General features: G+C 69.0%; 21 protein-coding genes, 1 tRNA gene and 2 pseudogenes. 16 read left to right on the top strand and 8 right to left on the bottom strand.

The annotated features are described in order from the left end of the window. Positions 1-131 precede the first annotated feature (131 nt). From IEY95_RS11065 to IEY95_RS11040, 6 genes are read left to right on the top strand one after another with little or no spacing between them, the layout of a single operon-like run. Positions 132-926, top strand: coding sequence for a 2-keto-4-pentenoate hydratase (locus tag IEY95_RS11065; protein WP_189185761.1), 795 nt, complete (start codon positions 132-134; stop codon positions 924-926). Beyond that, the gene (locus tag IEY95_RS11060; RefSeq protein WP_189185760.1) at positions 923-1828 is read left to right on the top strand and encodes an acetaldehyde dehydrogenase (acetylating); all 906 of its coding nucleotides are present in this window, start codon (positions 923-925) and stop codon (positions 1826-1828) included. The genes IEY95_RS11065 and IEY95_RS11060 overlap by 4 nt, the downstream gene beginning before the upstream one ends. After that, entirely contained in the window at positions 1825-2877 is a 1053-nt protein-coding gene (gene dmpG / locus IEY95_RS11055) for a 4-hydroxy-2-oxovalerate aldolase (protein WP_189185759.1), read from the top strand. Before IEY95_RS11060 ends, dmpG begins: the two co-directional genes overlap by 4 nt. Next, positions 2874-3653: a 2-keto-4-pentenoate hydratase gene (locus IEY95_RS11050; RefSeq protein WP_189185758.1), complete on the top strand. Its 780-nt coding sequence runs from the start codon at positions 2874-2876 to the stop codon at positions 3651-3653. The genes dmpG and IEY95_RS11050 overlap by 4 nt, the downstream gene beginning before the upstream one ends. A gap of 1 nt (position 3654) precedes the next feature. Then, on the top strand, positions 3655-3876 hold the full coding sequence (locus IEY95_RS11045) for a tautomerase family protein (protein WP_189185757.1): 222 nt from the start codon (positions 3655-3657) through the stop codon (positions 3874-3876). Next, on the top strand, positions 3876-5324 hold the full coding sequence (locus IEY95_RS11040; RefSeq protein WP_189185756.1) for an aldehyde dehydrogenase: 1449 nt from the start codon (positions 3876-3878) through the stop codon (positions 5322-5324). The genes IEY95_RS11045 and IEY95_RS11040 overlap by 1 nt, the downstream gene beginning before the upstream one ends. Before the next feature lie 57 nt (positions 5325-5381). On the opposite strand, the gene IEY95_RS11035 is transcribed toward IEY95_RS11040, so the two are convergent. Further along, a complete protein-coding gene (locus tag IEY95_RS11035; RefSeq protein ID WP_189185755.1) occupies positions 5382-5846 on the bottom strand; it encodes a nitroreductase/quinone reductase family protein in 465 nt (154 codons plus the stop codon). A 345-nt stretch (positions 5847-6191) separates the two neighbouring features. On the opposite strand from IEY95_RS11035, the gene IEY95_RS11030 reads away from it, so the two are divergent. Further along, positions 6192-6629, top strand: coding sequence for a DUF6325 family protein (locus tag IEY95_RS11030; RefSeq protein WP_189185754.1), 438 nt, complete (start codon positions 6192-6194; stop codon positions 6627-6629). Positions 6630-6880: 251 nt separating this feature from the next. Here the strand turns inward: IEY95_RS11030 and IEY95_RS11025 are convergent. Next, a pseudogene (locus IEY95_RS11025) lies at positions 6881-7354 on the bottom strand (sugar nucleotide-binding protein); the annotation flags it as partial. 12 nt (positions 7355-7366) lie between these two features. Between IEY95_RS11025 and IEY95_RS11020 the strand changes: the two are divergent. Then, a pseudogene (locus tag IEY95_RS11020) lies at positions 7367-7807 on the top strand (NF041680 family putative transposase); the annotation flags it as partial. On the opposite strand, the gene IEY95_RS11015 reads toward IEY95_RS11020, so the two are convergent. The 3 genes from IEY95_RS11015 to IEY95_RS11005 form a co-directional block, all read right to left on the bottom strand. Beyond that, on the bottom strand, positions 7803-8594 hold the full coding sequence (locus IEY95_RS11015; RefSeq protein ID WP_189185753.1) for a DUF6445 family protein: 792 nt from the start codon (positions 8592-8594) through the stop codon (positions 7803-7805). The pseudogene IEY95_RS11020 and the gene IEY95_RS11015 sit on opposite strands and share 5 nt — an antisense overlap. A gap of 287 nt (positions 8595-8881) precedes the next feature. Then, positions 8882-9409 carry an NUDIX hydrolase family protein gene (locus tag IEY95_RS11010; protein ID WP_189186012.1) on the bottom strand — a complete coding sequence of 176 codons (528 nt, stop codon included), beginning with the start codon at positions 9407-9409 and terminating at the stop codon, positions 8882-8884. A gap of 24 nt (positions 9410-9433) precedes the next feature. Further along, on the bottom strand, positions 9434-10558 hold the full coding sequence (locus IEY95_RS11005; RefSeq protein ID WP_189185752.1) for a T6SS phospholipase effector Tle1-like catalytic domain-containing protein: 1125 nt from the start codon (positions 10556-10558) through the stop codon (positions 9434-9436). Between the two features lie 127 nt (positions 10559-10685). On the opposite strand from IEY95_RS11005, the gene IEY95_RS11000 reads away from it, so the two are divergent. The 5 genes from IEY95_RS11000 (at position 10686) to IEY95_RS10980 (ending at position 16314) form a co-directional block, all read left to right on the top strand. After that, on the top strand, positions 10686-11858 hold the full coding sequence (locus IEY95_RS11000) for a caspase family protein (protein WP_189185751.1): 1173 nt from the start codon (positions 10686-10688) through the stop codon (positions 11856-11858). Further along, positions 11855-13156, top strand: a complete 1302-nt coding sequence (locus IEY95_RS10995) for a hypothetical protein (RefSeq protein WP_189185750.1) — start codon at positions 11855-11857, stop codon at positions 13154-13156. Before IEY95_RS11000 ends, IEY95_RS10995 begins: the two co-directional genes overlap by 4 nt. Positions 13157-13264: 108 nt before the next feature. Further along, positions 13265-14305, top strand: coding sequence for a ComEC/Rec2 family competence protein (locus IEY95_RS10990; RefSeq protein WP_189185749.1), 1041 nt, complete (start codon positions 13265-13267; stop codon positions 14303-14305). A 66-nt stretch (positions 14306-14371) separates the two neighbouring features. Beyond that, complete coding sequence (locus IEY95_RS10985) at positions 14372-15235, top strand: intradiol ring-cleavage dioxygenase (RefSeq protein WP_189185748.1); 864 nt, start codon at positions 14372-14374, stop codon at positions 15233-15235. Continuing rightward, complete coding sequence (locus tag IEY95_RS10980; protein ID WP_189185747.1) at positions 15232-16314, top strand: maleylacetate reductase; 1083 nt, start codon at positions 15232-15234, stop codon at positions 16312-16314. Before IEY95_RS10985 ends, IEY95_RS10980 begins: the two co-directional genes overlap by 4 nt. A gap of 78 nt (positions 16315-16392) precedes the next feature. Here the strand turns inward: IEY95_RS10980 and IEY95_RS10975 are convergent, their stop codons facing one another. After that, entirely contained in the window at positions 16393-17142 is a 750-nt protein-coding gene (locus IEY95_RS10975; RefSeq protein ID WP_189185746.1) for a hypothetical protein, read from the bottom strand. A gap of 264 nt (positions 17143-17406) precedes the next feature. On the opposite strand from IEY95_RS10975, the gene IEY95_RS10970 reads away from it, so the two are divergent. The 3 genes from IEY95_RS10970 to IEY95_RS10960 all read left to right on the top strand — a co-directional run bounded on the left by IEY95_RS10970 (position 17407) and on the right by IEY95_RS10960 (position 20229). Further along, positions 17407-18840, top strand: coding sequence for a hypothetical protein (locus IEY95_RS10970; RefSeq protein WP_373294460.1), 1434 nt, complete (start codon positions 17407-17409; stop codon positions 18838-18840). A 258-nt stretch (positions 18841-19098) separates the two neighbouring features. Then, on the top strand, positions 19099-19866 hold the full coding sequence (locus tag IEY95_RS10965) for an NPP1 family protein (protein ID WP_189185745.1): 768 nt from the start codon (positions 19099-19101) through the stop codon (positions 19864-19866). A 289-nt stretch (positions 19867-20155) separates the two neighbouring features. Then, a tRNA-Pro gene (locus IEY95_RS10960) sits at positions 20156-20229 on the top strand. A gap of 179 nt (positions 20230-20408) precedes the next feature. On the opposite strand, the gene IEY95_RS10955 is transcribed toward IEY95_RS10960, so the two are convergent. Next, positions 20409-21278, bottom strand: a complete 870-nt coding sequence (locus IEY95_RS10955) for a sugar phosphate isomerase/epimerase family protein (RefSeq protein WP_189185744.1) — start codon at positions 21276-21278, stop codon at positions 20409-20411. Continuing rightward, the gene (locus IEY95_RS10950; RefSeq protein ID WP_189185743.1) at positions 21275-22294 is read right to left on the bottom strand and encodes a Gfo/Idh/MocA family oxidoreductase; all 1020 of its coding nucleotides are present in this window, start codon (positions 22292-22294) and stop codon (positions 21275-21277) included. Before IEY95_RS10950 ends, IEY95_RS10955 begins: the two co-directional genes overlap by 4 nt. Positions 22295-22299: the final 5 nt, after the last annotated feature.

Genomic DNA, 22299 nt, shown 5'->3' with positions numbered 1-22299 from the left:
GAAAGTGCACACAGTTTGGAGGTGAACCGCCTGCCTGGACGAGGCACGGCGAGCACTCGACCGACCCGATCGGAGATCACCATGACGGACTCGACCGCGCGCCCGGCGGAGCAGGACGAGGAGGTGCCGTCATGACCGCCGTGACCCTGGCCGAGGCGGCGGACGTCCTCCTGGCCGCCTACGAGACCCGGGTTCCGATCGAACCCCTGGTCGACAAGTACCAGGACCTGACGCTCGCCGACGCCTACGAGATCCAACTGCTGCAGATCCGCCGCCGGTTGGCCGACGGCGCGCGGGTCAAGGGGCACAAGGTCGGACTCTCGTCCCCGGCCATGCAGCGCCAGATGGGCGTGAACCAGCCCGACTACGGTCACCTGCTGGACGACATGTTCTGGCTGGAGAACGCGCCCGTGCCGGCCTCCCGGTTCCTGCAGCCCCGGGTGGAGCCGGAGATCGCCTTCGTACTCAAGCGCCCCCTGGCCGGACCGGGGGTCACCGTCGCGGAGGCCGCCGCGGCCGTGGACTTCGTCCTGCCGGCCCTGGAACTCATCGACTCACGCATCCGCGACTGGCGCATCGGCATCGTCGACACCATCGCCGACAACGCCTCGTCCGGCGGAGTCGTCCTGGGCAGTACCCCGGCCCGGCTCGCCGACGTCGACCTTCGCCTCGCCGGATGCACGCTGCACCGCAACGGTGAGCTCGTCGGCACGGGTGCGAGCGGCGCCGTGCTCGGCTCGCCGCTGACCTCACTGGTGTGGCTGGCCAACACCGTCGGCTCGCGGGGCGTGGTCCTGGAGGCCGGGCATGTCGTGCTGCCCGGCTCCATCACCGCTTCCGTGCCGGTCGCTGCGGGCGACACCGTCACCGCTGCCTACGCCGGACTCGGCGGCGTCACGGCACGTTTCACCGAGGAGACCTCATGAGCAAGGCCACCGCGGCCATCGTCGGCCCCGGCAACATCGGCACCGACCTGCTCGCCAAACTGCTGCACAGTGAGACGGTCGACGTGCGGTACATGGTCGGCGTGGACCCGACCTCGGACGGACTCGCCCGAGCGGCCAAGCTCGGCCTGGAGACGTCCGCGGAAGGAGTCGACTGGCTGCTGTCCCGGGACGAGCTGCCGGAGTTGGTGTTCGAGGCCACGTCCGCCAAGGCGCATATCGCCAACGCGCCGCGCTACGCCGAAGCCGGCATCCAGACGATCGACCTGACGCCTGCGGCTCTGGGCCCGCTCGTCTGCCCGCCGGTGAACCTGGGCCAACACCTCGACGCCCCCGACATCAACATGATCACCTGCGGCGGACAGGCCACCATCCCGATCGTGCACGCGATCTCCCGGGTGGTGCCGGTGGAGTACGCGGAGATCGTCGCCTCGATCGCCTCCCGGTCCGCCGGACCAGGCACCCGCGCGAACATCGACGAGTTCACCGAGACCACCTCGCAGGCCATCGAGCAGGTCGGCGGCGCCCGCAAGGGCAAGGCCATCATCATCATGAACCCGGTCGAGCCGCCGATGATCATGCGGGACACCGTGTTCTGCGCGATCCCCGAGGAGGCCGACCCCGACGCGATCAGCGAGTCGATCGTCCGCATGGTCGCCGAGGTGGCCGAGTACGTGCCCGGCTACACGCTGCGCGCCGACCCGCAGTTCGACGACCCGCGCCCCGAGTGGAAGGACCAGGCCCGGGTTGCCGTCTTCCTGGAGGTGCGCGGCCGCGGGGACTACCTGCCGCCCTGGGCAGGAAACCTGGACATCATGACGGCCGCGGCCGCTCGCGTCGGCGAGCTGCTGGCGGGCGCGAAGACCACGGCGGTGACCTCATGACCCCCGAAAGGAACAACGTGCCGCGCAAGCTGCGCATCACCGACTCCACCCTGCGGGACGGCTCCCACGCGATGCGGCATCAGTTCACCGAGGAACAGGTGCGCGGCGTCGTCCACGCCCTCGACAAGGCCGGTGTCGAGGTCATCGAGGTGGCCCACGGCGACGGACTCGGCGGCTCCAGCTTCAACTACGGCTTCTCCAAGGTCGACGAGATCCGGTTGATCGGCGCGGCCGTCGACGAGGCCACCCACGCGAAGATCGCCGTCCTGATGCTGCCGGGCGTCGGCACGGTGACCGAGCTGAAGCGCGCCCACTCCGTCGGCGCGAGCGTGGCCCGCATCGCCACCCACTGCACCGAGGCCGACACATCCGTCCAACACTTCACCGCGGCACGCGAGTTGGGCATGGAGACGGTCGGCTTCCTGATGCTCTCGCACCGCATCGGCCCGGATGAACTGGCCAAGCAGGCGCGGATCATGGTCGACGCGGGCGCGCAGTGCGTGTACGTCGTCGACTCCGCCGGCGCCTTGGTGCTGACCGACGCGCAGGCCCGGGTCCAGGCCCTGGTCAAGGAGATCGGGCACGAGGCCCAGGTCGGCTTCCACGGCCACCAGAACCTTTCCCTCGGTGTCGCCAACTCCGTTCTCGCCTACCAGGGCGGGGCCCAGCAGATCGACGGCGCCCTGTGCGCGCTCGGCGCGGGTGCGGGCAACTCGCCGACCGAGGTGCTTGCCGCCACCTTCGAGCGCATGGGCGTCCCTACCGGCGTCGACGTCCAACTGGCCCTCGCCGCGGCGCAGGACGTGGTCAAGCCGTTCATCCCCCGGCTGCCGTGGATGGACCGCTCCTCGATCGTGCAGGGCTACGCGGGCGTGTACTCCAGCTTCCTGCTGCATGCCGAACGGGCCTCTGAACGCTACGGCGTCCCCGCCCACGAAATCCTCCAGGAGGTCGGCGAGGCCGGCTACGTCGGCGGCCAGGAGGACATGATCATCGACATCGCGCTGCGGCTCGCCGAACAGCGCGAGAAGACGGAGGCCGCCCGATGACCTGGGATCTCGTACGTGCCGCAAGGGCTCTGCTGGAGGCGGAGGACACCCGGACCGACCGCGGTCCGATCACCGACGAGTGGCCCGACCTCGACCTGGACACCGCCTACGCGGTGCAGGACGAGACGCTGCAGCGCAGGCTCAACCGGGGCGAGCACATCGTCGGCATCAAGCTCGGTCTGACCTCGCGGGCCAAGCAGCAGCGTATGGGCATCGACGTACCGCTGACCGCATGGCTGACCGACGCCATGCTGCTCCCGGCCGACGCGCCGGTCCCGCAGGACCAGCTGATCCACCCGCGTGCGGAACCAGAGATCGTGTTCGTCATGAAGGACCGGCTGGCCGGTCCCGGTGTCACCGCGGCCACCGCGCTGGCCGCGGTCGGCTCGGTGCACGGAGGCATCGAGGTCATCGACAGCCGCTATCGCGACTTCCGCTTCACCCTGCCCGACGTGGTCGCCGACAACTCGTCCTCCGGTCGCTTCGTCACCGGCCCCGTCGGCCTGCCGCCCGAGAAGTTGGACCTCGCGATGGAGGCCTGCCTGGTCGAGGTCGACGGCCAGGTCGCCGACAGTGCAACCGGCGCCGCCGTACAAGGGCACCCGGCCGAGGCACTGGCCCTGGCCGCCAACGAACTCGGCCGCCGGGGCCTGGCGATCGAGCCCGGCTGGCTCGTCCTGACCGGCGGCATGACGGACGCCGTACCCGTACCGCCCGGCACCACCGTCGCGGTCCACTTCACCCACCTCGGTTCACTCCACCTCACGGGAGGCTGACATGCCGCTCATCGAAGTCACGCTCGTCAACGGCCGTACGCCGGACGAGCTCCGCTCGCTGATCCACGAGGTGACCGGAGCGGTCGTCAAGGCGCTGGACGTACCGCAGCAGAGCGTGCGCGTCGCCGTCCGGGAACTGCCGAAGACTCACTGGGCGGCAGGTGACGTCACCATCGCCGAACGGGAGGCGGCGGCAGTCGAGGCCGGGGGAGGGGCGAACTGATGGAGTTCTACGGCCATGTGATCGACGGCGAGGAGGTGGCCTCCCTCTCCGGCGCCACCTTCACCTCGATCGACCCCTACACCCGCGAGCCGTGGGCGGAGGTGGCCCTCGGCGACCGTACCGACGCCGACCGCGCGGTGACCGCGGCCCGCCGTGCCTTCGACACCGGACCCTGGCCCCGGATGGGCGCGGCCGAGCGCGGGCGCATCCTGCACCGCCTGGCCGATCTGATCGAGGCCCACGCCGACGACCTCGGCATGGCGGACACCCGGGACATGGGCAAGCCGATCACCCAGTCCCGCGGCAACGACGTCCCTCGTACGGCGGCGAACTTCCGTTTCTTTGCCGACCACGCAAGGCTGTCCACGTCCGAGGCCTACCCCATGGACACGGGACACCACGCCTACACGCGCTTCGACCCGGCAGGCGTCGTCGCGGCGATCGCCCCGTGGAACTTCCCGATGATGCTGGAGTCCTGGAAGGTCGCCCCGGCCCTCGCGTGGGGGAACACGGTGGTACTGAAGCCCGCCGAGGACACCCCGGTCTCGGCCACCCTGCTGGCCCGGCTGGCCCTGGAAGCGGGCATGCCCCCGGGCGTGTTCAACGTCGTCCACGGCTACGGCCCCGACTCGGCGGGCCAGGCCCTGACCGAGAACCCCGCCGTGGATCGCGTCACCTTCACCGGTGAATCGGGCACCGGCCGCATCATCGCCGGGGCCGGGGCGCGCAACCTGACGCCGGTCAGCCTCGAACTGGGCGGCAAGGGCGCCAACGTGGTCTTCGCCGACGCCGATCTGGACAATGCGGTGCACTGGTCCATCAGGGCCGTGTTCACCAACTCGGGCCAGGTGTGCCTGGCCGGCTCGCGGCTCTACGTCCAGCAGGAGGTGTACGACGAGTTCCTGACCCGTTTCGTCGCCGCTGCGGACGCCATGGTCATCGGCGATCCGAGACTGGAGTCCACCCAGATCGGACCCCTCGCATCCGAGGAGCATCACGCCAAGGTCGCCGGATACGTGGACACCATCACGGAACAGGGCGGCACCCTGAGGACCGGTGGGCGCGGCGACGGCTGGACGATCCGCCCGACGGTGATCACCGACATGGACCAGAAGGCCCGGCACACCCGCGAGGAGATCTTCGGCCCGGTCGTCGTGGTGATCCCGTTCAGCACCGAGGCCGAGGCGATCGAACTGGCCAACGACACGACGTATGGCCTCAACGCGATGCTGTTCACCGAAAACCTGCACCGCGCGCACCGGGTCGCCGCGGCACTCCGGGCGGGGACGGTCTGGGTCAACTGCTTCTTCGTACGGGACCTGAGGGCGCCCTTCGGTGGCGCCGGCGACTCCGGAATCGGCCGGGAAGGGGGCACCTTCAGCCGCGAGTTCTTCACCGAGCCCAAGGCGGTGGTGATGCAGATCGACGCTGCCGCGGACGGTCGTTGAACAGGACAGCCTGCCCCGCGCCGAGCGGGGCAGGCACCAACGACGTGGTGGTATCCCTCAGTTGAGGGAGCGTGGCGTCAGGCGGATGATGGGCAGTTCCCGGTCGGTCTTCACCTGGTACTCCGCGAAACGAGGCATGGTGGTCGTGATCTGCCGCCATGCCTTCTCGCGTTCCTCGCCCTGAAGTTGCACGGCGACGACATTCGTCGTGACGCTGCCGATCTCCACCCGCACCCTGTCAGGATGAGCGGCGAGGTTGTAGTACCACGCCGGGTTCTTCGCGGCACCGGCCGCCGAGGCCACGATCAGCCAGCCGCCGTTCTCGCTCGGAAACCAGGCCACCGGTGTGGACCGGGGCTCCCCGCTCTTGCGGCCGACGGTCGTCAGGACCAGCGCGTCCATGCCCATCAGCTTGGCGCCACCCTTGCGGCGGATGCGGCGCATGGACCACTTGTTGAACCACTTGACCGCGCGGCCGGGCTGACGGGTACCACGGGTGCCCGAAGGCGTATCGAAACTCATGTGACCTCCTGGCAAGGAAAATATTTGCCTGCCAATTATTGGTCAACCAATATTGTGTTTCTGGACAGTCCGAATCCGACGGTCGACGGCCGGCGCTCGGCGGCCGCGTACGCCGGGTCGGTCACCCGGTTGATCGTGGCGCCATGGGTCACGGCGAGGCGCTGACCACGCTCGGCAGCCGGCTTCCATGGGTGGCTCGCTGTTCGGACGTGCGAAGGCTTTCGCAGGGTGCTGCAATGGTGGGAAGGTCCGTTTCGTCGCCGTCTCTCGAGGCGAGCGCCGCCGGAGATGGGCGGCGGGCGAGGCCCGGACTCCCCGAACCCGAGCCCCTCGTGAGGAGTGGCCATGAGCGACGACGTGGAGCAGATGGGCCCCGTCGACTACTTGGTCGTCGAGTTTCCCGGCAACCGCATGACGGGCGAGGGCTTCCCGCTGCTCGTCGATCTGGTCGACCGCGGCATCATCCGCATCCTCGACCTCGTCTTCATCCGGAAGGACAGCGACGGCTCGGTTGCCGCGCTGGAACTGACGGATCTCGGAGACGAGGTGGACCTGACCGTCTTCGAGGGCGCCTCGTCCGGGCTGCTGGGCCAGGACGACATCGACGAGGCCGGGAACGCGCTGGAGCCGAACAGCTCCGCCGGAATCCTCGTGTACGAGAACGTGTGGGCGGCACCCTTCGCCCGCGCCATGCGGCGCAGCGGTGCCCAGTTGGTGGCGAGCGGGCGCATTCCCGTCCAGGACCTGCTGGCCTCGTTGGACATGGTCGAAGCGACCCCGTGACGGAGACAGGTCGCCGACCGAAGCGGCGTGTTGCGGACCGTGTCCGCGACGGCGGCCCGCACGCATCGTGGGAGATGAGGGTGCTGTCGCTTCAGCAGAGCGTCACCCATGTGGAGACATGGAGGCCGCAGCGTGATCCCTCAGCGTGATCAAGGGGATCTGGAACAGCTTCTCCATGTGTTCTTCAACCTCCGGCTGTCCTGCCTCATCGAAGTCTGATCGTGGTCGATCGCGCCGCTGCAAGAAGATGCTTAGGCACCCAGGGCGAGGAACTGGCGAGCACCGCGCAACGTGGTGTGGAGCTTGTGCTGGGTGGCGCGGCTGTCAAGGCGGACATCGAGTGCCCCGGGAAGTGCGCTATTGGCCCGCAGACCCGTAGGCAGTCGGGAGGCGTCGAGCGCGTCGCGCTCGGCGATGAGGATTCCGAGCTCGTGACGGCTCACGGCGTCGGCTCCTGCCAGATGGTGAACGCCGTTCGCCTTACCGGATCCGAGTTCCAGCAGGGCGGCGGCCAGGTCGGCGACATGCACGGGGCAGCGGATGTCGTCGGTGAACAGCACGCCGTTTCGGGTACCGGCCGCGAGGTCATGCACCATGCGTACGTGCGCAGACCGCCGGTCGCCGATGATCAGCGAGGTGCGGGCGATGACGGCATCGGGGTGCGCGAGGCGAACCCCTGTCTCCGCCGCGGCCTTCGCCGCGCCGTAGGGGGTGACAGGGTCGGGTGCTCAAACTTCTACGGCAAGGCCGTCACACAGGCATGGGACCGGGTCCACCCGCGACTGATCCACAGGGCCGCCTGGCTGGACGATGAGGGCGAACTCCCCTTGATCGAAGGCGCGTTGATCCGACTGGAGGTCGAGCACCTGTCGAAGGACCGCGAGGCGCCGGCAGTGTGGTTGCGGTCCTCGAAGACCGGCACTACCGACGCGGACGTCGACCGGGCCTGGCAGGCGTTCCTGCGGCGGTTCGATCTGGAGCACACATTCCGGTTGCTCAAGCAGACCCTGGGCCGGACGAAGCCCCGGCTGTGAGAGCCGGAAGCGGCCGACCGGTGGCCTTGGCTGATCATCGCCGTATACACCCAGCTCAGGCCCGCCCGCCCGCTTGCCCAGGATCTACGGCATCCGTGGGAGAAGCCGACCCTACTGGGTCGGCTCACCCCCGCCCGCCTCAGGTGTTGATGTCGAAGAAGAAGAGCTGCACCAGGCGGTGGGTGCCGTGCTCCCCGGCGAAGTGCTCGTACGACGTGGCCGAGTGCATCAGCTTCGCGTCCCAGATCACCAGCCGGTTGTACTGGCCGGAGACCGACTCGATCAGCTCCCAGTTGTCCTCGTGCTCGATGTTGTACGGGTCGTAGACGACCGAGCGCGCGGCCTCGAAGGCCTCGGGGCTGCCGAGGCGCGCCTTTTCCTTCGGATGGCTGGGTGCGCGCCGGCAGCCGTAGGTCCTGTCGCGCCAGAAGCTGGTGCCGGCACCGGCGGGCGGGTTCGGGTTCAGGTAGATCGCGGCGGCGTAACTCTGCGAATCGTGGTGCCAGACCAGCGGGTCGTCGTGCGCGGTCTGCTGGAAGACGCCGTTGGCGTTGTGCCCGAGCCATTCGGTGACCGGGGTACCGAGCAGCCGCGAGAACTCCTCGCGTAGGCCGGGCCAGAGGAACCGGTTGTCGCTGCGCAGACCTTTGAAGTACGCCAGATTGGTGTGGTACTCGGCGTTGAGCGCGATCCTGCGCACTTCGTCCGGGTCGTCGAGGAAGTCGTCCACGGAGAGCAGGTGCGGTGCGGTGGGGGTGAACAGCCGCTTGTCGGCGGGCTTGTGCTGGGCGTCCTCGAGGGTGTCGGCGGGGACCACGATCGGCAACTGCGCCGGGCCGCTGGAGATCAGGTAGCCACCGTCTCCGTGGTCCGCCAGCACGACGGCGACCTCACCGCCGAAATTGACCTGCTCCCCCAGGTTGAACGGCATGGCCAGACTTCCTTCGTTGTGCTCTGACTGACGCTCGAAGATTACCGGCCGGTTCCTCGCAATTGCCAAGTTTCGCCGCATAATTACCCACATCGGCGCAGTGGTCGGTCAGATCGCGCCGACCTCGGTCCAGGGCCGCGGGACGGGGCAGCCGTCGATGGCGCAGCTACGTCGACGAACTCTTCGCCGAGTACGACGTACAGGACATTCGCGAATGCCCCCGGTCGTGGTGAGCGCCCCGCAGGATCCGCCCCGGAGCTGTGCACGTACCTGTTCGGTGCCTGAGTTCAGGACAGACAGCCGACATGCGCCAGGGCCTGCTTGAGCAGAACCCCGTGCCCGCCCGGCATCTCGTCGAGGACCAGGGGTGACGAAGCCTCCTCGGGGCTGACCCAGACCAGGTCGAGAGCGTTCTGCTGGGGACGGCAGTCGCCGGTCACCGGGACGATGTAGGCGAGGGACACGGCGTGCTGGCGGGGGTCGTGGAAGGGCGTGACCCCCAGTGTCGGGAAGTACTCGGCGACGGTGAAGGGCTGCAGGGAGGCCGGGACTTGGGGGAGTGCCACCGGGCCGAGGTCCTTCTCCAGGTGGCGCAGGAGGGCGTCCCGGACCCGCTCGTGGTGCAGCACCCGGCCGGAGACGAGGGTGCGGCTGACCGTCCCGTCCGGACCGATGCGCAGCAGGAGTCCGATGTGGGTGACTTCGCCGCTGTCGTCGACGCGCACCGGTACCGCCTCGACGTACAGGATCGGCATCCGTGCGCGGGCCAGTTCCAGCTCGTCGGAACTCAGCCAGCCGGGCGTGGTTTCGGTCATGTCAGACATTGGTTGATCATACTTTCAGTGTCGGCTGCCGCGCGCGTGTCGCATCAGGTCGACCGTAGCCCCCGGGGCTGTCGGCGGCAGTACGTGCGGCCATCGAGGGGTGAGCCATTCGGTGTCGGACCAGACCACCTCGGGTGGAATCCGGTCCGCGTACTCCCGATCCTTCTCCAGCCGCGTCCGAACACTCGCGTGCACCTGCGCGTCCCGCGGAAGTCTCCGGCGCCGGTAGGTGAGCAGGGCCCAGATCCAGCCCATCCGGTGCACCTTCCCCAGCGCGTCCTCGGGCACGAGGGGCACCTCGCGCGCGTACGCCCCGGCCTTCAGCAGGAGGCCCTCGTCGAGGGCGCCGTCCACGATCCATTTGAGGGCGACGGTCGGGAGCCGGGGATCGTCGTCGAAGGTCCCGCCGACGTCGGAGTGCACCCCGGCGAACCACACCTGCTCGACCGAGCCGGGGGCGTCATGCTTCTTGTCGGGCGTGACCAGATACTCGCGGTAGGGCCTGCGTTTCTCGTCGATGGACACGGCATGGCGGACACGGCGGACGTTCGGGAGCTGACGGGTGTACGGCCACCGCAGGTTCCAGCGCAGCACACCGGACGCCTTCACGGAGTCCCAGATCCCCAGGTAGGCGACGGAGATGCCGACGCGCCCCTCGACCGCGTTGCTGAAGGCGCCCGCGAAATGGTGGAGTTGGTCCCAGTCCTGCCGGGTCCAGTCCTTGTTCTTGGCGTACACGGACACGGCGTACGGGACGAGGTTCTCCATGCCGGGCCGCATCAGCCCGACCGCCTTCAGCATGCCCACGAGCGCGCGGGCCGTGTACGCGCCGCGGCTGAAGCCGAACACGTAGATCCGGTCGCCCGGTTGGTAATGCTCCATCAGATACGTGTACGCCTCGGCGAGGTTGGCCTTCATTCCGGAGCCGACGGCGAGACCGAGGAGTTTTGACAGGTGTCGGGCGACGGGTGTCCAGGCGCCCGCGGCGGAGAAGGTGCCGACGCCGGGGTCGTAGTAGGCGATCTGCCGGGCGGGATCGGAGAGGTCCAGCATTTCGTAGAGCCGGACGACGTTGGTGTTCCCTTTCGCCTTCAACTGATTGCCTGTGCCATCCAGGCAGATGACGAGATTCTTGGGCATGTCGGTCCTCGCGTTCGCTGACATACCATGACATATCGGGCTCGTAGAAATATAATAAGGGAAATGCTGCTCGCGGGTGGTCTCCAGTCGCGGGCAGTCCCCGGCGCAGTCGGGTTCCGGAGGATCCATGGCCGGTTCCGTCATTCACCTCGAAGAGGACACCGGTCTTCCGCGCACCCACGCGCTGGTCATCGGCGTCGGTAAGTACCCGCATCTCGCAGGTGGCGAGGCGCCGGTGGCGGACTCCGACGGAATGCGGCAGCTCAGCTCGCCCCCCGTCTCCGCCCGTGCCCTCGCGACCTGGCTCCTGTCCGAGTACAACGATCCGCAGCGGCCACTCGGGAGCCTGGCCCTGCTGCTGAGCGAGGAGCAGCCGGCCCCGTTCGTCGACCCCCGTACCGGGACCCCCCACGACGTCGACGTCGCCACCATCGACAACATCCTCGTCGCGATCACGGAGTGGTACGACCGCGGTGACAGCCACGTCGACAACCGGCTCGTCTTCTACTTCTGCGGACACGGCGTCTCGCAAGGCGAGGACATGGCGCTCCTTGCCGCCGACATCTTCGCCGACGAGCACAACCCCCTCAACGACGCGCTGGACTTCGCGGGGCTGATGAACGGACTCAAGCGGTGCAAGGCCTCCCAGCAGGTGTTCTTCGTCGACGCCTGCCGGTCCAACTCCGATGTGCTGATCGAGTGTTCGGGCGCGAGGTTCGCCGGGCGGACGCCGCTCGGGGCCGGGACGCGTCCGCTCGATCTACCGAGACGCTTCCACATTCCGTACTACGCCACCCTGGCCGGGGACCGCTCGCACGCCCGGCCGGGGCAGGTGAGCCTGTTCACCGAGGCGCTGCTCAAGAGCCTCGCCGGTGCGGCGAGCGACGATCCAGAGGGCGACTGGAGGGTCAACACCTCCCATCTCCTCGAAGCGATCGACCACTTCATGCACCAGCCGCAGTTCGCCGGAGCGGTCGCGGGTGTCCAGGTCCCCTCGGTCGGCGAACTGCCCGTGTTCGTGCTGCACGAGCTGGCCGATCCGCCCATCGTCCCGGTCTATGTGAGCTGTGAGTGCGCGGAGGACAACGCCGCGGCCGAATTCGTCTGCCGCGAGGGCGGCCAGGAGCGGCTGCGGCGGCCACCCGGTGACGTCGACGAGGAGGATCCGCAGAGCGAGTGGGCCATCGAACTCAGCTTCGGCAACTACGACTTCGAGGCGAGACTCGGCGACCACGACGTGCTGACCAAGTCCGTCACCGTCCGTCCGGTCTTCCGCCGCGTACAGCTGGTGAAACCATGAGCGCCGTCCTGAGCGTGCGGGTCGCGCTGAGTCTCAACGAGACCGACGTCGCGGCCGAGGCGAAGGTCGTCGGCAACATCTACCCGGCCGACGGCGGCGGTGGCGAGTCGCTCCGCAACGTCCTCTTCCCCTGCGGGGCTTCGGCTCCGCCGGCGCGCTTCGAGGTCGAAGCCGGCCGCTACATCGTGTCCGCCACGCTGCCCTCCGGCGTCCTGCTCTCCAAGGACGCCGAGGCGCGGGAAGCCACCGACACACCGGTGACGCTGTGCACGCCACCGTCGCCGTACGAGTCGCACTCCTGGCAGTACCTGATGGGCAACATCGAGTCCTACGGGGCCTATCACGACGGCGCGGAGACGCCGGTGCCCCGTTCCCGTGGGTCGAGCTCCGGGGTCCGGGAGTGGTCCTCGGTCGTCGAACCCGGCCATGCCGCATGGGTCGGCGACCCCAAGGTGGCGAGCTGGCAGTTCGCGTCCCTGCTCAAGCTCGCCGAGGAGCCCGCGCGGGGACCGGTGGTGCTGGAGATCGCCCACTCGGTGCCCCGCTCGGTCCCCAGTCTCCATCTGGGAGACGCGGCCGCGCGGCTCTACCGATTCGGCCCGCACGGTCCGGTCGACGAGCACGGCGAGCCCCGGCTCGGTGGGCCCGCACGCGGCGGGCCAACGGGCCCACGGCAGTTCCTGGTCGTCTCGCTGGCCGGCAGCGAATACGTCGTCACCCTCCCGGCACCCTGGGGGTCCGCGCAGATCGAGGTCCTCGTCAACGAGCGCCAGAGCCCGACCGGCAGCGCCGTCTCGGTGACCGTGCGCGACAGCCGGGTGGGACCAGCTCTGGGCTACATGGTCCGAGGCGCCTTCGACTCGGCGGCGACCCTCGTCAAGGACGCGGAGAGCATGCTCTACGGCGAGATGACGAACCCGCTCGCGGCGGTGGCCGGCGCCTATGTCCTGGTCGGCAGCGAGCTGGCCGAGCGGCCGCGTCGCTGGGACCCGTGGCTCTCCCGGCTGCGGCACGAGTTCGACTGGATGAGCGACGGATCCCTGCTGTGGGCCATGCGCCATCTGCGCCGGGCGCACACCGAAGAGGAGCGGCAGGCGGCACGCGACGCGCTCGTCGAGGCGTTCGACCGCGGAGTGCCGGTCTTCACCCTGGGCCTGAGCCGCCTCATCCACGGGCTCTCCGAGTTCCCCGACGACCCGGAGTGCGTGGACCGGCTCGATCAGGCCCGCCGCCTGTCGTGGCGCGTCGACACGCGCGAGCCGTTCGTGATCGTCGCGCTCTACAGAACGTCGCCATGACCGCCGGCACGGAAGGCGGCCAGACCGATCGGCGCAGAGGGTCGCACAAGGCCGCCCTGACAGCACGGCGCCGGAGATCGCCATGACCAGTCCGCCTGGGAGGCCGCAATGATCAGGTTCACCATGATGCCCGGCGAGGACGGCGACTGCCTGCTCCTGGAGTACGGCGACGACACCTTCGTACGCCGGATCCTCGTCGACGGGGGCCGCTCGGGCACGTATCCGCTCATCAAGCCGACGCTGGCCGGGCTCGACGGCCTGGTCGACCTCCTCGTCGTCACCCATGTCGACCAGGACCACATCCTCGGCGTACTCGCGCTGATGGACGACCCCGATCGGTCGGTGGAGTTCGGGGACGTCTGGTTCAACGGCTTCGACCAACTCCTCGACGCCGAGGGGTTCGGTGCGGTGGACGGCGAGAAGCTCACGAGTGCTCTGCTGGCGCAGAAGGTGCCGTGGAACGACGCGTTCGGCGGGCGCAGCGTCGAAGTCGGACGGGATCTCGCCTGGTTCGACGACGGTTCCACGATGGGCGTGCTCTCGCCCGACCGGGGGCAACTGGAGCGGCTGGCCCCTGTCTGGAGCGCGGAGTGTGCCAAGAACGGCCTGATTCCGGGCCGGGACCCCGACGAACTCCCTCCGGTGCCGGGATTCGAGCACTTCGGTGCCCCGAACGTGGAGCAGCTCGCCGCGTCGCCCTTCAAGCCGGACACCTCGAAGACGAACCTCACCAGCATCGGGCTGCTCTTCGAGTTCGAGGACAAGCGCGTCGTCCTCACCGGCGACGCCGACGACCGCAGGCTCGTGGAGTCGATACGGCCCCGGGCCGAGGAGGAAGGAGGCCGCTTCCACGTCGATGTCCTCAAGGTCGCCCACCACGGCAGTGATCACAACCTCTCGAACGAGCTGCTCGGCCTGATCGACTGCGACCGCTATCTGATATCCACGAGCGGCGCCCGGCACGACCATCCCCACGAGATCGCCGTCGCCCGCATCCTCAAACACGGGGGCGACGAGAAGGAGATCGTCTTCAACTACCGTGACCGCGCGGCGACGTGGGACGTCAGCGCTCTCAAGAACCGCTTCGGCTACACCGTCATGGCGCCGGAGCGGGACGCCGAGGACGGGTTCGTCAGCTTCGAACTATGAGTTCCGACGACCTCGTGGCTCAAGGCGCATGCCTGGCAGGATGACCAGCGTGACCAGGGGAGCGGCATGACCACGGAATTCACGACGGACATCACGGGCGCAGTCGTCGACAGCCTCGAGGACACGGCCGATCCGCGGCTGCGCGAGCTGCTGAGCTCACTCACCCGCCACCTCCACGACTTCGTACGCGAGACGGAGCCGACGATGCGGGAGTGGGAGCGCGCCATCGGCTTCCTCACGGTGACCGGGCAGATGTGCACCGACACCCGTCAGGAGTTCATCCTGTTGTCGGACGTCCTGGGCATCTCGATGCTCGTGGAGACCCTGGGCGGCCACCGTGCTCCCGGCGCCACCGAGTCGACCGTCCTCGGCCCCTTCCACATGACCGAGTCGCCGGTACGTGAACTCGGCGCCGACATCGACCTGGTGGGCAGCGGCGAGCCGTGCGTGGTCAGCGGCCGGGTGCTGTCCCGGGACGGCACCCCGCTGCCCGGCGCGGTCCTCGATGTGTGGCAGGCCGACGCCGAGGGTTACTACGACGTACAGCGGCCGGACGTCCAGCCACCCGGCAACGGACGCGGGCTTTTCACGGCGGACGCCGAGGGCCGCTTCTGGTTCCGCACCTGCGTGCCCAGCCCGTACCCGATCCCCACGGACGGACCGGTCGGTGACCTCCTGCGGGCCACCGGTCGCCACCCCTACCGCCCCGCCCACATCCACTTCATCGCGTCGGCGGAGGGCCATGTCCCCGTGACCACCCACATCTTTGTGGCGGGCAGCCCCTACCTCGACTCCGACGCGGTGTTCGCCGTGAAGGAGAGCCTCGTCCACGACTTCGCCGAGACCGACGACCCCTCCCTGGCGCGGGAGTTCGGCATTCCCAGCCCCTTCCGGCACGCACGCTTCGACCTCGTACTGGAGTCCCGATGAGCACCCCGCTCGACTTCTCGTACGAGACCAGGCCCGCGCGAGTCGTCTTCCGCCCCGGCGCCTCGGTGTCCGCGACGCCCGGCGAAGCCGCGCGGCTCGGTCTGCACAGGGTCCTGGTGGTCTGCGGCAGCCGGGGCGAGGCCACCGCGCGGGCGGTCGCGGACGCGCTCGGGGACGCGTGCGCGGGACTGCACGCCGAGGCCCGTATGCATGTGCCCGTGGAGGTCGCCGACCGGGCCGTCGAGGTGGCGCGCGAGCTGCGCGCCGACGGATGCGTAGCGGTCGGCGGCGGCTCCGCGATCGGCCTCGGCAAGGCGATCGCGCTGCGCACCGGCCTGCCGCTGATCGCCGTTCCGTCCACCTACTCCGGCTCCGAGATGACCCCCGTCTGGGGCCTCACCGAGCAGGGCGCCAAGCGCACCGGGCGCGACCTGGCCGTCCAGCCCCGCAGCGTCGTCTACGACCCCGAGCTCACCCTCGCGCTTCCGGTCCCGCTCTCCGTCACCAGCGGCATCAACGCCGTCGCGCACGCGGCCGAGGCCCTCTACGCGCCCGATGCCTCGCCCCTCGTCTCCCTCATGGCCGAGGAAGGTGTACGGGCGATGACCGCGGCCCTGCCTCAGGTGGCCGCCGCCCCCGGCGACCTCGACGCCCGCAGCCGCGCCCTGTACGGCGCCTGGCTGTGCGGTGCCTGCCTGGGCGCCACCACCATGGGCCTGCACCACAAGCTCTGCCATGTCCTCGGTGGCACCTTCGGCCTGCCGCACGCGGAGACCCACACGGTGGTCCTCCCGTACGTCCTCGCCTACAACGCGTCCGCCGCGCCCCAGGCGATCACCGCTCTGTCACGCGCCCTGAACACCGACGACGTCCCCCGCGCCCTGCGTGAGCTGGCGGGAAGCCTCGGCGCTCCCCGCACGCTCGCCGAACTCGGCCTGAAGGAACCCGACCTGCCGGTCGCGGCCGCGCTCACTGCCAAGGAGTCGTACCCCAACCCCCGCGAGGTCACGGCGAACGGCGTACTGGGTCTGCTGACAGCCGCGTACGAGGGGTGGGAGCCCCGGAGGGACGCCGCCTAGGTCCCGGGTTCCCGGACAGCCCCGGAGGCACAGGTGGAGTACGGGACTCCGGGAACCGGTTTCCGGTGAACGCGCTGGTTACTGCTCGGCCGGGTCAGGGAGGTTCAGGAGCTCTTCGGTGCGTTCCTTGGTTCGCCTGAGTGCTCCCATTTCGAGGGCCGCGGTCAGCCAGGCGATGCCGAACGCCCAGACGGCCAGCGTTTCGCAGATGTATACGGACGTGAAGGTCCAGTGAGTACCCCACTTGGTCAATTGCGCGATTCCGGCGACGGCCGTGAAGACGACGATGGACGCACCGGCGATCAGATAGAGGCGATTCACGTATCGCCTGTCCGTCGGTGCCGGGTCCCAGAAGGACAGGATGCAGAACGTCGCCAGCATGAGGAGCAGAAGCGCCGCGCACACGAGATGAATGATGCCGATCGCGTCCTGTCGTGGGGTGGGATGGTCTGGTGACGTCGGCAGGAAGGCGACGGCGAGGGCGAAAACTCCGGCCGCCGAACTGAAGTAGTCCTCACGCTTGTTGTAGCGATAGCAGATGAGGAAGACGCCCAGCGCGCAGAGGCTCCCGACGAAGACATTCCGTGTGCCGGTGTAGTACGAGCCGCTGATGGACCCGGGCATGATCAGGGTCTTGGACCCCCACGCACGGAGGATCTCGTTGCCCAACGGCACTGCCGGCGGCAGCATGATGCCGATGGCTCCGACCCCGAGGCGCAGACGGCCAATGGTTCTGTCGTCCTGAGTGCGCTCGGGATCACGCTGATGCCGTGAGGAGTTCTCCGCGATCCAGTCGAGGACTCCGGGGCCCTTCGGGTCTTCGCTCATGAGGCCGAACCTCCGCCTGTAGCAGCCTGGAAGCCTGGGCATGCTCGTCAACCCGCGGCACACCGATGGGCCATCAGTTGTGTTGTTTCCCGGGGGAGTTGGAGAAGAACCTCGAATCGCTCCTCACTCGTGCGCGTGGCGCACATCACGCTCGGACTGTGCGGGAATGTGGAGCGAGGTTTCACAGGTTCATGACAGGCTCACTCCCGGTTACCCGCTGGTAATCCCTTGCCACCCCCACCCCCCTCAGGACTGACCTTGCGTATCCGCAAGCGGCCCTTGCGCGCCGTCATGCCCGCGCTCGCCGCATCCGCCCTCTTCCTCGCCGCCGGTTGTTCCGCGGGGCCCGAGGCGCACTCTTCCTCCACCGCCACTCGGGCTCAGGACGCCGAAGCCACCTCCGGCACCACCGACGCCGGCCAACCGCTCGCCGTCGCCGCCGCCCCCGAGGCGGCAGCCACCTCGACCGCCGTCGCACGGCCGGGCGCGGCGGGCGGCAAGGCACGGAAGACCGCGCTGAAGGTGAAGTCGTACGACAGCCATACCCGACGTGCCGTCATATCACCTACCAGCAAAGGGACTTCCGGAGAGACGAGGACCGCGGCACCGTCCCCCGGGAACACCGCGAAGCCGCACGGCACCGCGGTGGGCGACGTCATCGCCAGCGCCCCCGCGCCCGGCGCCCCGGACGGACTCCTCGCCAAGGTCACCAAGGTGATCGGCGAGAGTGGCGACGGCACCGAGGTCCAGACGGCGCCGACGACCCTGGACACGCTGCTCGGTGACGACGACGCGAAGGGCTCCGTCCCCGTCGATCCCGCCTCCTTCGACGTCGAGCGGCTGCTGCCCGACGTGAAGGTCTCCTGGGCGAAGACGGGAGACATCCACTCCGGACCCGAGGGTACGAAGGTCCCGCTCGGGAGCCTGCGGGTCGATGTCGGGGCGAAGGTCGGCACGGCGGCGGGAGCACCGGCCTCGGCGACGGCGTCCGTCTCCGGCTTCGTCCAGGTCGCGCCCGAGGTCGACTTCTCCTACGGCGGCGACTCGGCCGGCTCCGGACCGGGGGCGGCGTACCTCGGCGTGTCCGGCGACTGGACCTCGCGGTGGGCGGTCAAGGGGCGTGCGGCGGCCTCGGCCCAGCCTGTGCGGGTGCCGTTCGCGAAGCTGCACGCCGACCCCGTGCTTCAGGTCGGCCCGATTCCCGTTGTGGTGAACCTCGATCTGACCTGCTACTTCCAGATCAGTGCCGACGGAAGCGTGACCGTCGACATCGAGCAGGACCTCAAGGGTGACTTCAAGGCCGGTGGCACCTTCGGCCCGGCCAAGGGCTGGACGCCGGTCAACGAGTCGCACATGACGAGCTCCCCGGTGCGCACCGCCGTCACCGCGGCCGGGGGCGTGAAGGCGTCCCTCGGTGCGGAGGCCACCGTCGGTCTGTACGGCACCGTCGGCGTCACCGCGGACCTGGCCCCGTATCTCCGCGGTGAGGCGGCGGGCTCGCTCGACGCCACGTCCACGACCGGTGCCACGGCGAAGACCGGTGCGGGAGCGTCAGGTGCCTGGGCCGTCTACGGCGGCGTCGACCTGACCGGCACCCTGCGCATTCAGCTGTCCATCTTCGGTACACCCGTTCTCCAACACAGCATCCCGCTGGGCACGTTGCACCGCGAGTGGAAGCTCGCCGACGGCAAGGTGTAGCCGCCCGAGCGGGCGCGCCCCGTCGCGTCACCCTTCCGGGCCCAGTGGCAACCAGCCCTCCGGGCCCGGAAGTTGGGCGGCGAGCGTGCCCTCGACGCCCAACGGGCAACCCCGTTCCGCCAATTGGTTGATCCTTCATCGCTCTGACACCTCCAGACGCTGGTGTTCTCGACAACGGCCGGGAAAGCTGAGCTGGGCATGCCAACACGACCGCCTGGTCTGCCCTGCCCCCACGCCGCGGTCGATCAGGAGGACGCAGTGAAGAAAAGCTCGCGGATCCGCAGGGTCTCGCTCATCCTCGGGGGCGCCGTCGCGCTCGTCGTCGCCTTCCCCGGCAGCGCTCTCGCCGACCCGCCGAAGGCCTTGCCCGCGAACGCGGACGGGCTGGAGCAGACGTTCCAGCCCGCCTACGACTACGACACGGACGGCTGCTACCCCACTCCCGCCATCGGCCCCGACGGCACCGTCAACGGCGGCCTCAAGCCGTCCGGCGCTCTCAACGGCCAGTGCCACGACTCCTGGGACCTGGACAACACCAACGGCTACTCGCGCGAGAAGTGCAACAACGGCTGGTGCGCCATCATGTACGGCCTCTACTTCGAGAAGGACCAGGCCGTCGCCGGCAGTGGCCTGGGCGGACACCGGAACGACTGGGAACACGTCGTGGTGTGGGTGCAGGACAACGAGGCCAAGTACGTGTCCACTTCGGCCCACGGCAACTTCAACATCTACGGCCGTGACCAGATCCGCTGGGACGGCACGCACCCCAAGGTCGTCTACCACAAGGACGGCATCAGCACGCACTGCTTCCGCCCGGCCAACTCCAACGACGAACCCCCGGAGAACCACTACCACACGTGGCAGTTCCCCACCCTGGTCGGCTGGAACGGCTACCCGGCGGGGCTGCGCGACAAGCTGAGCGCGTACGACTTCGGCAGCGCCGTCTTCGGCCTCAAGGACGGCAACTTCAACTACCACCTGGAGAAGGCCAAGCCGGCCGGTATCTCCTTCGACCCCAACGCCTGATCGGTGCGGCCGGGGGTGGGTGGCCCGTGAGTCTCACCCACCCCGGGTCGACCCGTGAGTCCCCACCCGGGGTGGGTCGACCCGTAAGTGCCTCGCCCGCCCTGCCTGCCGGGCGAACCGCCGTTCCTGGTGGCGCGGCAGCCTGCCCTCCTGCCAGGGCGCGACACGGCGGCCCCGAGGAACGGCGTCGCTCGTACACGCGGACGATGACTGCCCGTGCACGGCCATCCATCTGCGTGAGGTAGGGTTTACCTGCACGATCACGCGGGTCACCGCGGTTCGGACGCATCGGGACGTGGCGCAGCTTGGTAGCGCACTTGACTGGGGGTCAAGGGGTCGCAGGTTCAAATCCTGTCGTCCCGACGGTGCGAAGGGTCTTCGCAGGCGAGAGCCTGTGAGGGCCCTTTTTCTGTGTGGGTGTTTCCGGCTTCGGGTTGAGCATGCCGCTCATTGGCTCCTGTCCTCCGAGGCCGGCGATGACGAGTGGCCGGTCCTCGGCAGTGCGCTCCAGCCAGACCCATGAGCCGGGCGGAAACCCGCTGCTACGAGGCGAGTTCCTTGCGGATTCGGTCGAGCATGAACGCCGAGGACTCTCGGGCCCGCTCCTCCCAGGCGAAGACGCAGGCGGTGGCGACGCCGTCGAAGTCCATCTCGCGCAGGGTGCCGAAGAAGGCGTCCCAGTCGACCTCGCCCTGGCCGATGTCCAGGTGCTGGTGGATACGGGCCGGGGTGCCGGGCGGGTTGAGGATGTACCGCAGGCCGCTGGAACCCTTGTGGTTGAAGGAGTCCGCGATGTGCACGTGCCGGAGCTTGTCGCCCGCGTAGCGCATCATGGCCGCGATGTCCGCACCGACCTCCGAGGGCCCGGAGAGGTGGAAGCTGTGCGGGGCGCAGTAGAGGTAGTTCACCCAGGTTTTGTTGATGGCGCGGACGAGGTCGACCGCGGGGGTGTTCTCCTCGCAGAAGTCGTCCGGGTGGGCCTCCAGATTGAGCGCGATGCCCTCGCGCTCGAACAGCGGCAGCAGTTCCTCGAGCGAGCGCCAGAAGGCGGCCTCGCTCTCGGCGGCGTGCTCGGGGCGTCCGTTGAACTCCGAGTTCATCAGCGGGCATTCGAGGTCGGCGGTGATCTCGATCATGCGCTTCCAGTAGCGGACGGCGGCCTGCCGCTCGGTCTCGTCGGGCGAGGACCACTTGTACAGCGGGAGCACGGAGGACAGCCGGACGCCATGTGTGCGCAGGGACTTCTTCAGCTCGCCGATGCGCTCGTCGTCCGCCCGCGGGTGGAGGAAGAAGGGCATGAAGTCGTCGCGGGGCGACAACTCGATGTATTCGTAGCCGAGTTCGGAGACCGTGCGCACCATGTCGTCGATCGGCAGGGCGCGGAACATGTACGGGTCGAGGGCGATCTTCATGCGGTGCCTCCGTAGCAGGCCGGTCGGGGCTTCATGTCGACGGTGACGACGGTGCCGTCGGACTCCAGGGAGCGGACGGCGGCGTCGGTGATGACGGTGGCGGCGTATCCGTCCCAGGCGGACGGGCCGGTGGGCCCGGTGCCGGAGGCGATGGCGTTGATCCACTCGCGGAACTCGGTGTCGAAGGCGTCCACGAAACGGCCCTTCCAGTCCTGGAGTACGGCGGTGCCGTGCCGCCCGGCGGTGCGGACGCCGACGGCGGCCGGGTCGGGCAGCCGGACGAGGCCCTCCTCGCCCACGGTCTCGCACTGGATGTCGTAGCCGTACTGGCAGTTGACGAAGACCTCGAGGTCGATACGGACGCCGTTCGCGGTCTCGAAGTACATGATCTGAGGGTCCTTGAGGTGCTCGAACCGCTTGCTGGTCGCGCACGGTGTGATCACCTGGGCCGTGACGATCTCGTCGTCGAGCAGCCAGCGCAGGACGTCGATCTCGTGCACGGCCGTGTCCTGGGCGGCCATGGCGGAGGTGTAGCCGTCCGGGACGGTGGGGTTGCGGTGGGCGCAGTGCACGATCAGCGGGGCTCCGAGGGAGCCGGAGGCGATGACCTCCTTCATCTGCCGGTAGCCGGCGTCGAAGCGGCGCATGAAGCCAACCTGGACGAGGCGGCGTCCGTGAGCGCGTTCGGCCTCGACGATGCGCAGGCAGTCCTCGGCGGTGGTGGCGAGGGGCTTCTCGCAGAACACGGGCTTGCCGGCCGCGACGGCGTTCAGGACGTGCTCGGCGTGGGTGGGACCCCAGGAGGTGACGAGGACGGCGTCCACGTCGGGGGAGTTGATCAGGTCGGCGCCGGTCGGCAGGGCGGTGGCGCCGACGCGGGCTGCCACCTCCGCCGCACGGGCCGCGTCGATGTCGGTCACCGCGGTGACGGCGGCCCCGGTGACGACCTCGGTGAGTCGTCGTATGTGGTCCTGGCCGATCATTCCGGCGCCGATGACACCTACACGTACGGTCATGGTCG

The organism is Streptomyces albiflavescens (assembly GCF_014645835.1).
Classification (GTDB): Bacteria; Actinomycetota; Actinomycetes; order Streptomycetales; family Streptomycetaceae; genus Streptomyces; species Streptomyces albiflavescens.
Note: the sequence above shows the minus strand (reverse complement) of the source record. Positions and strands in the feature narration are given on the sequence as shown.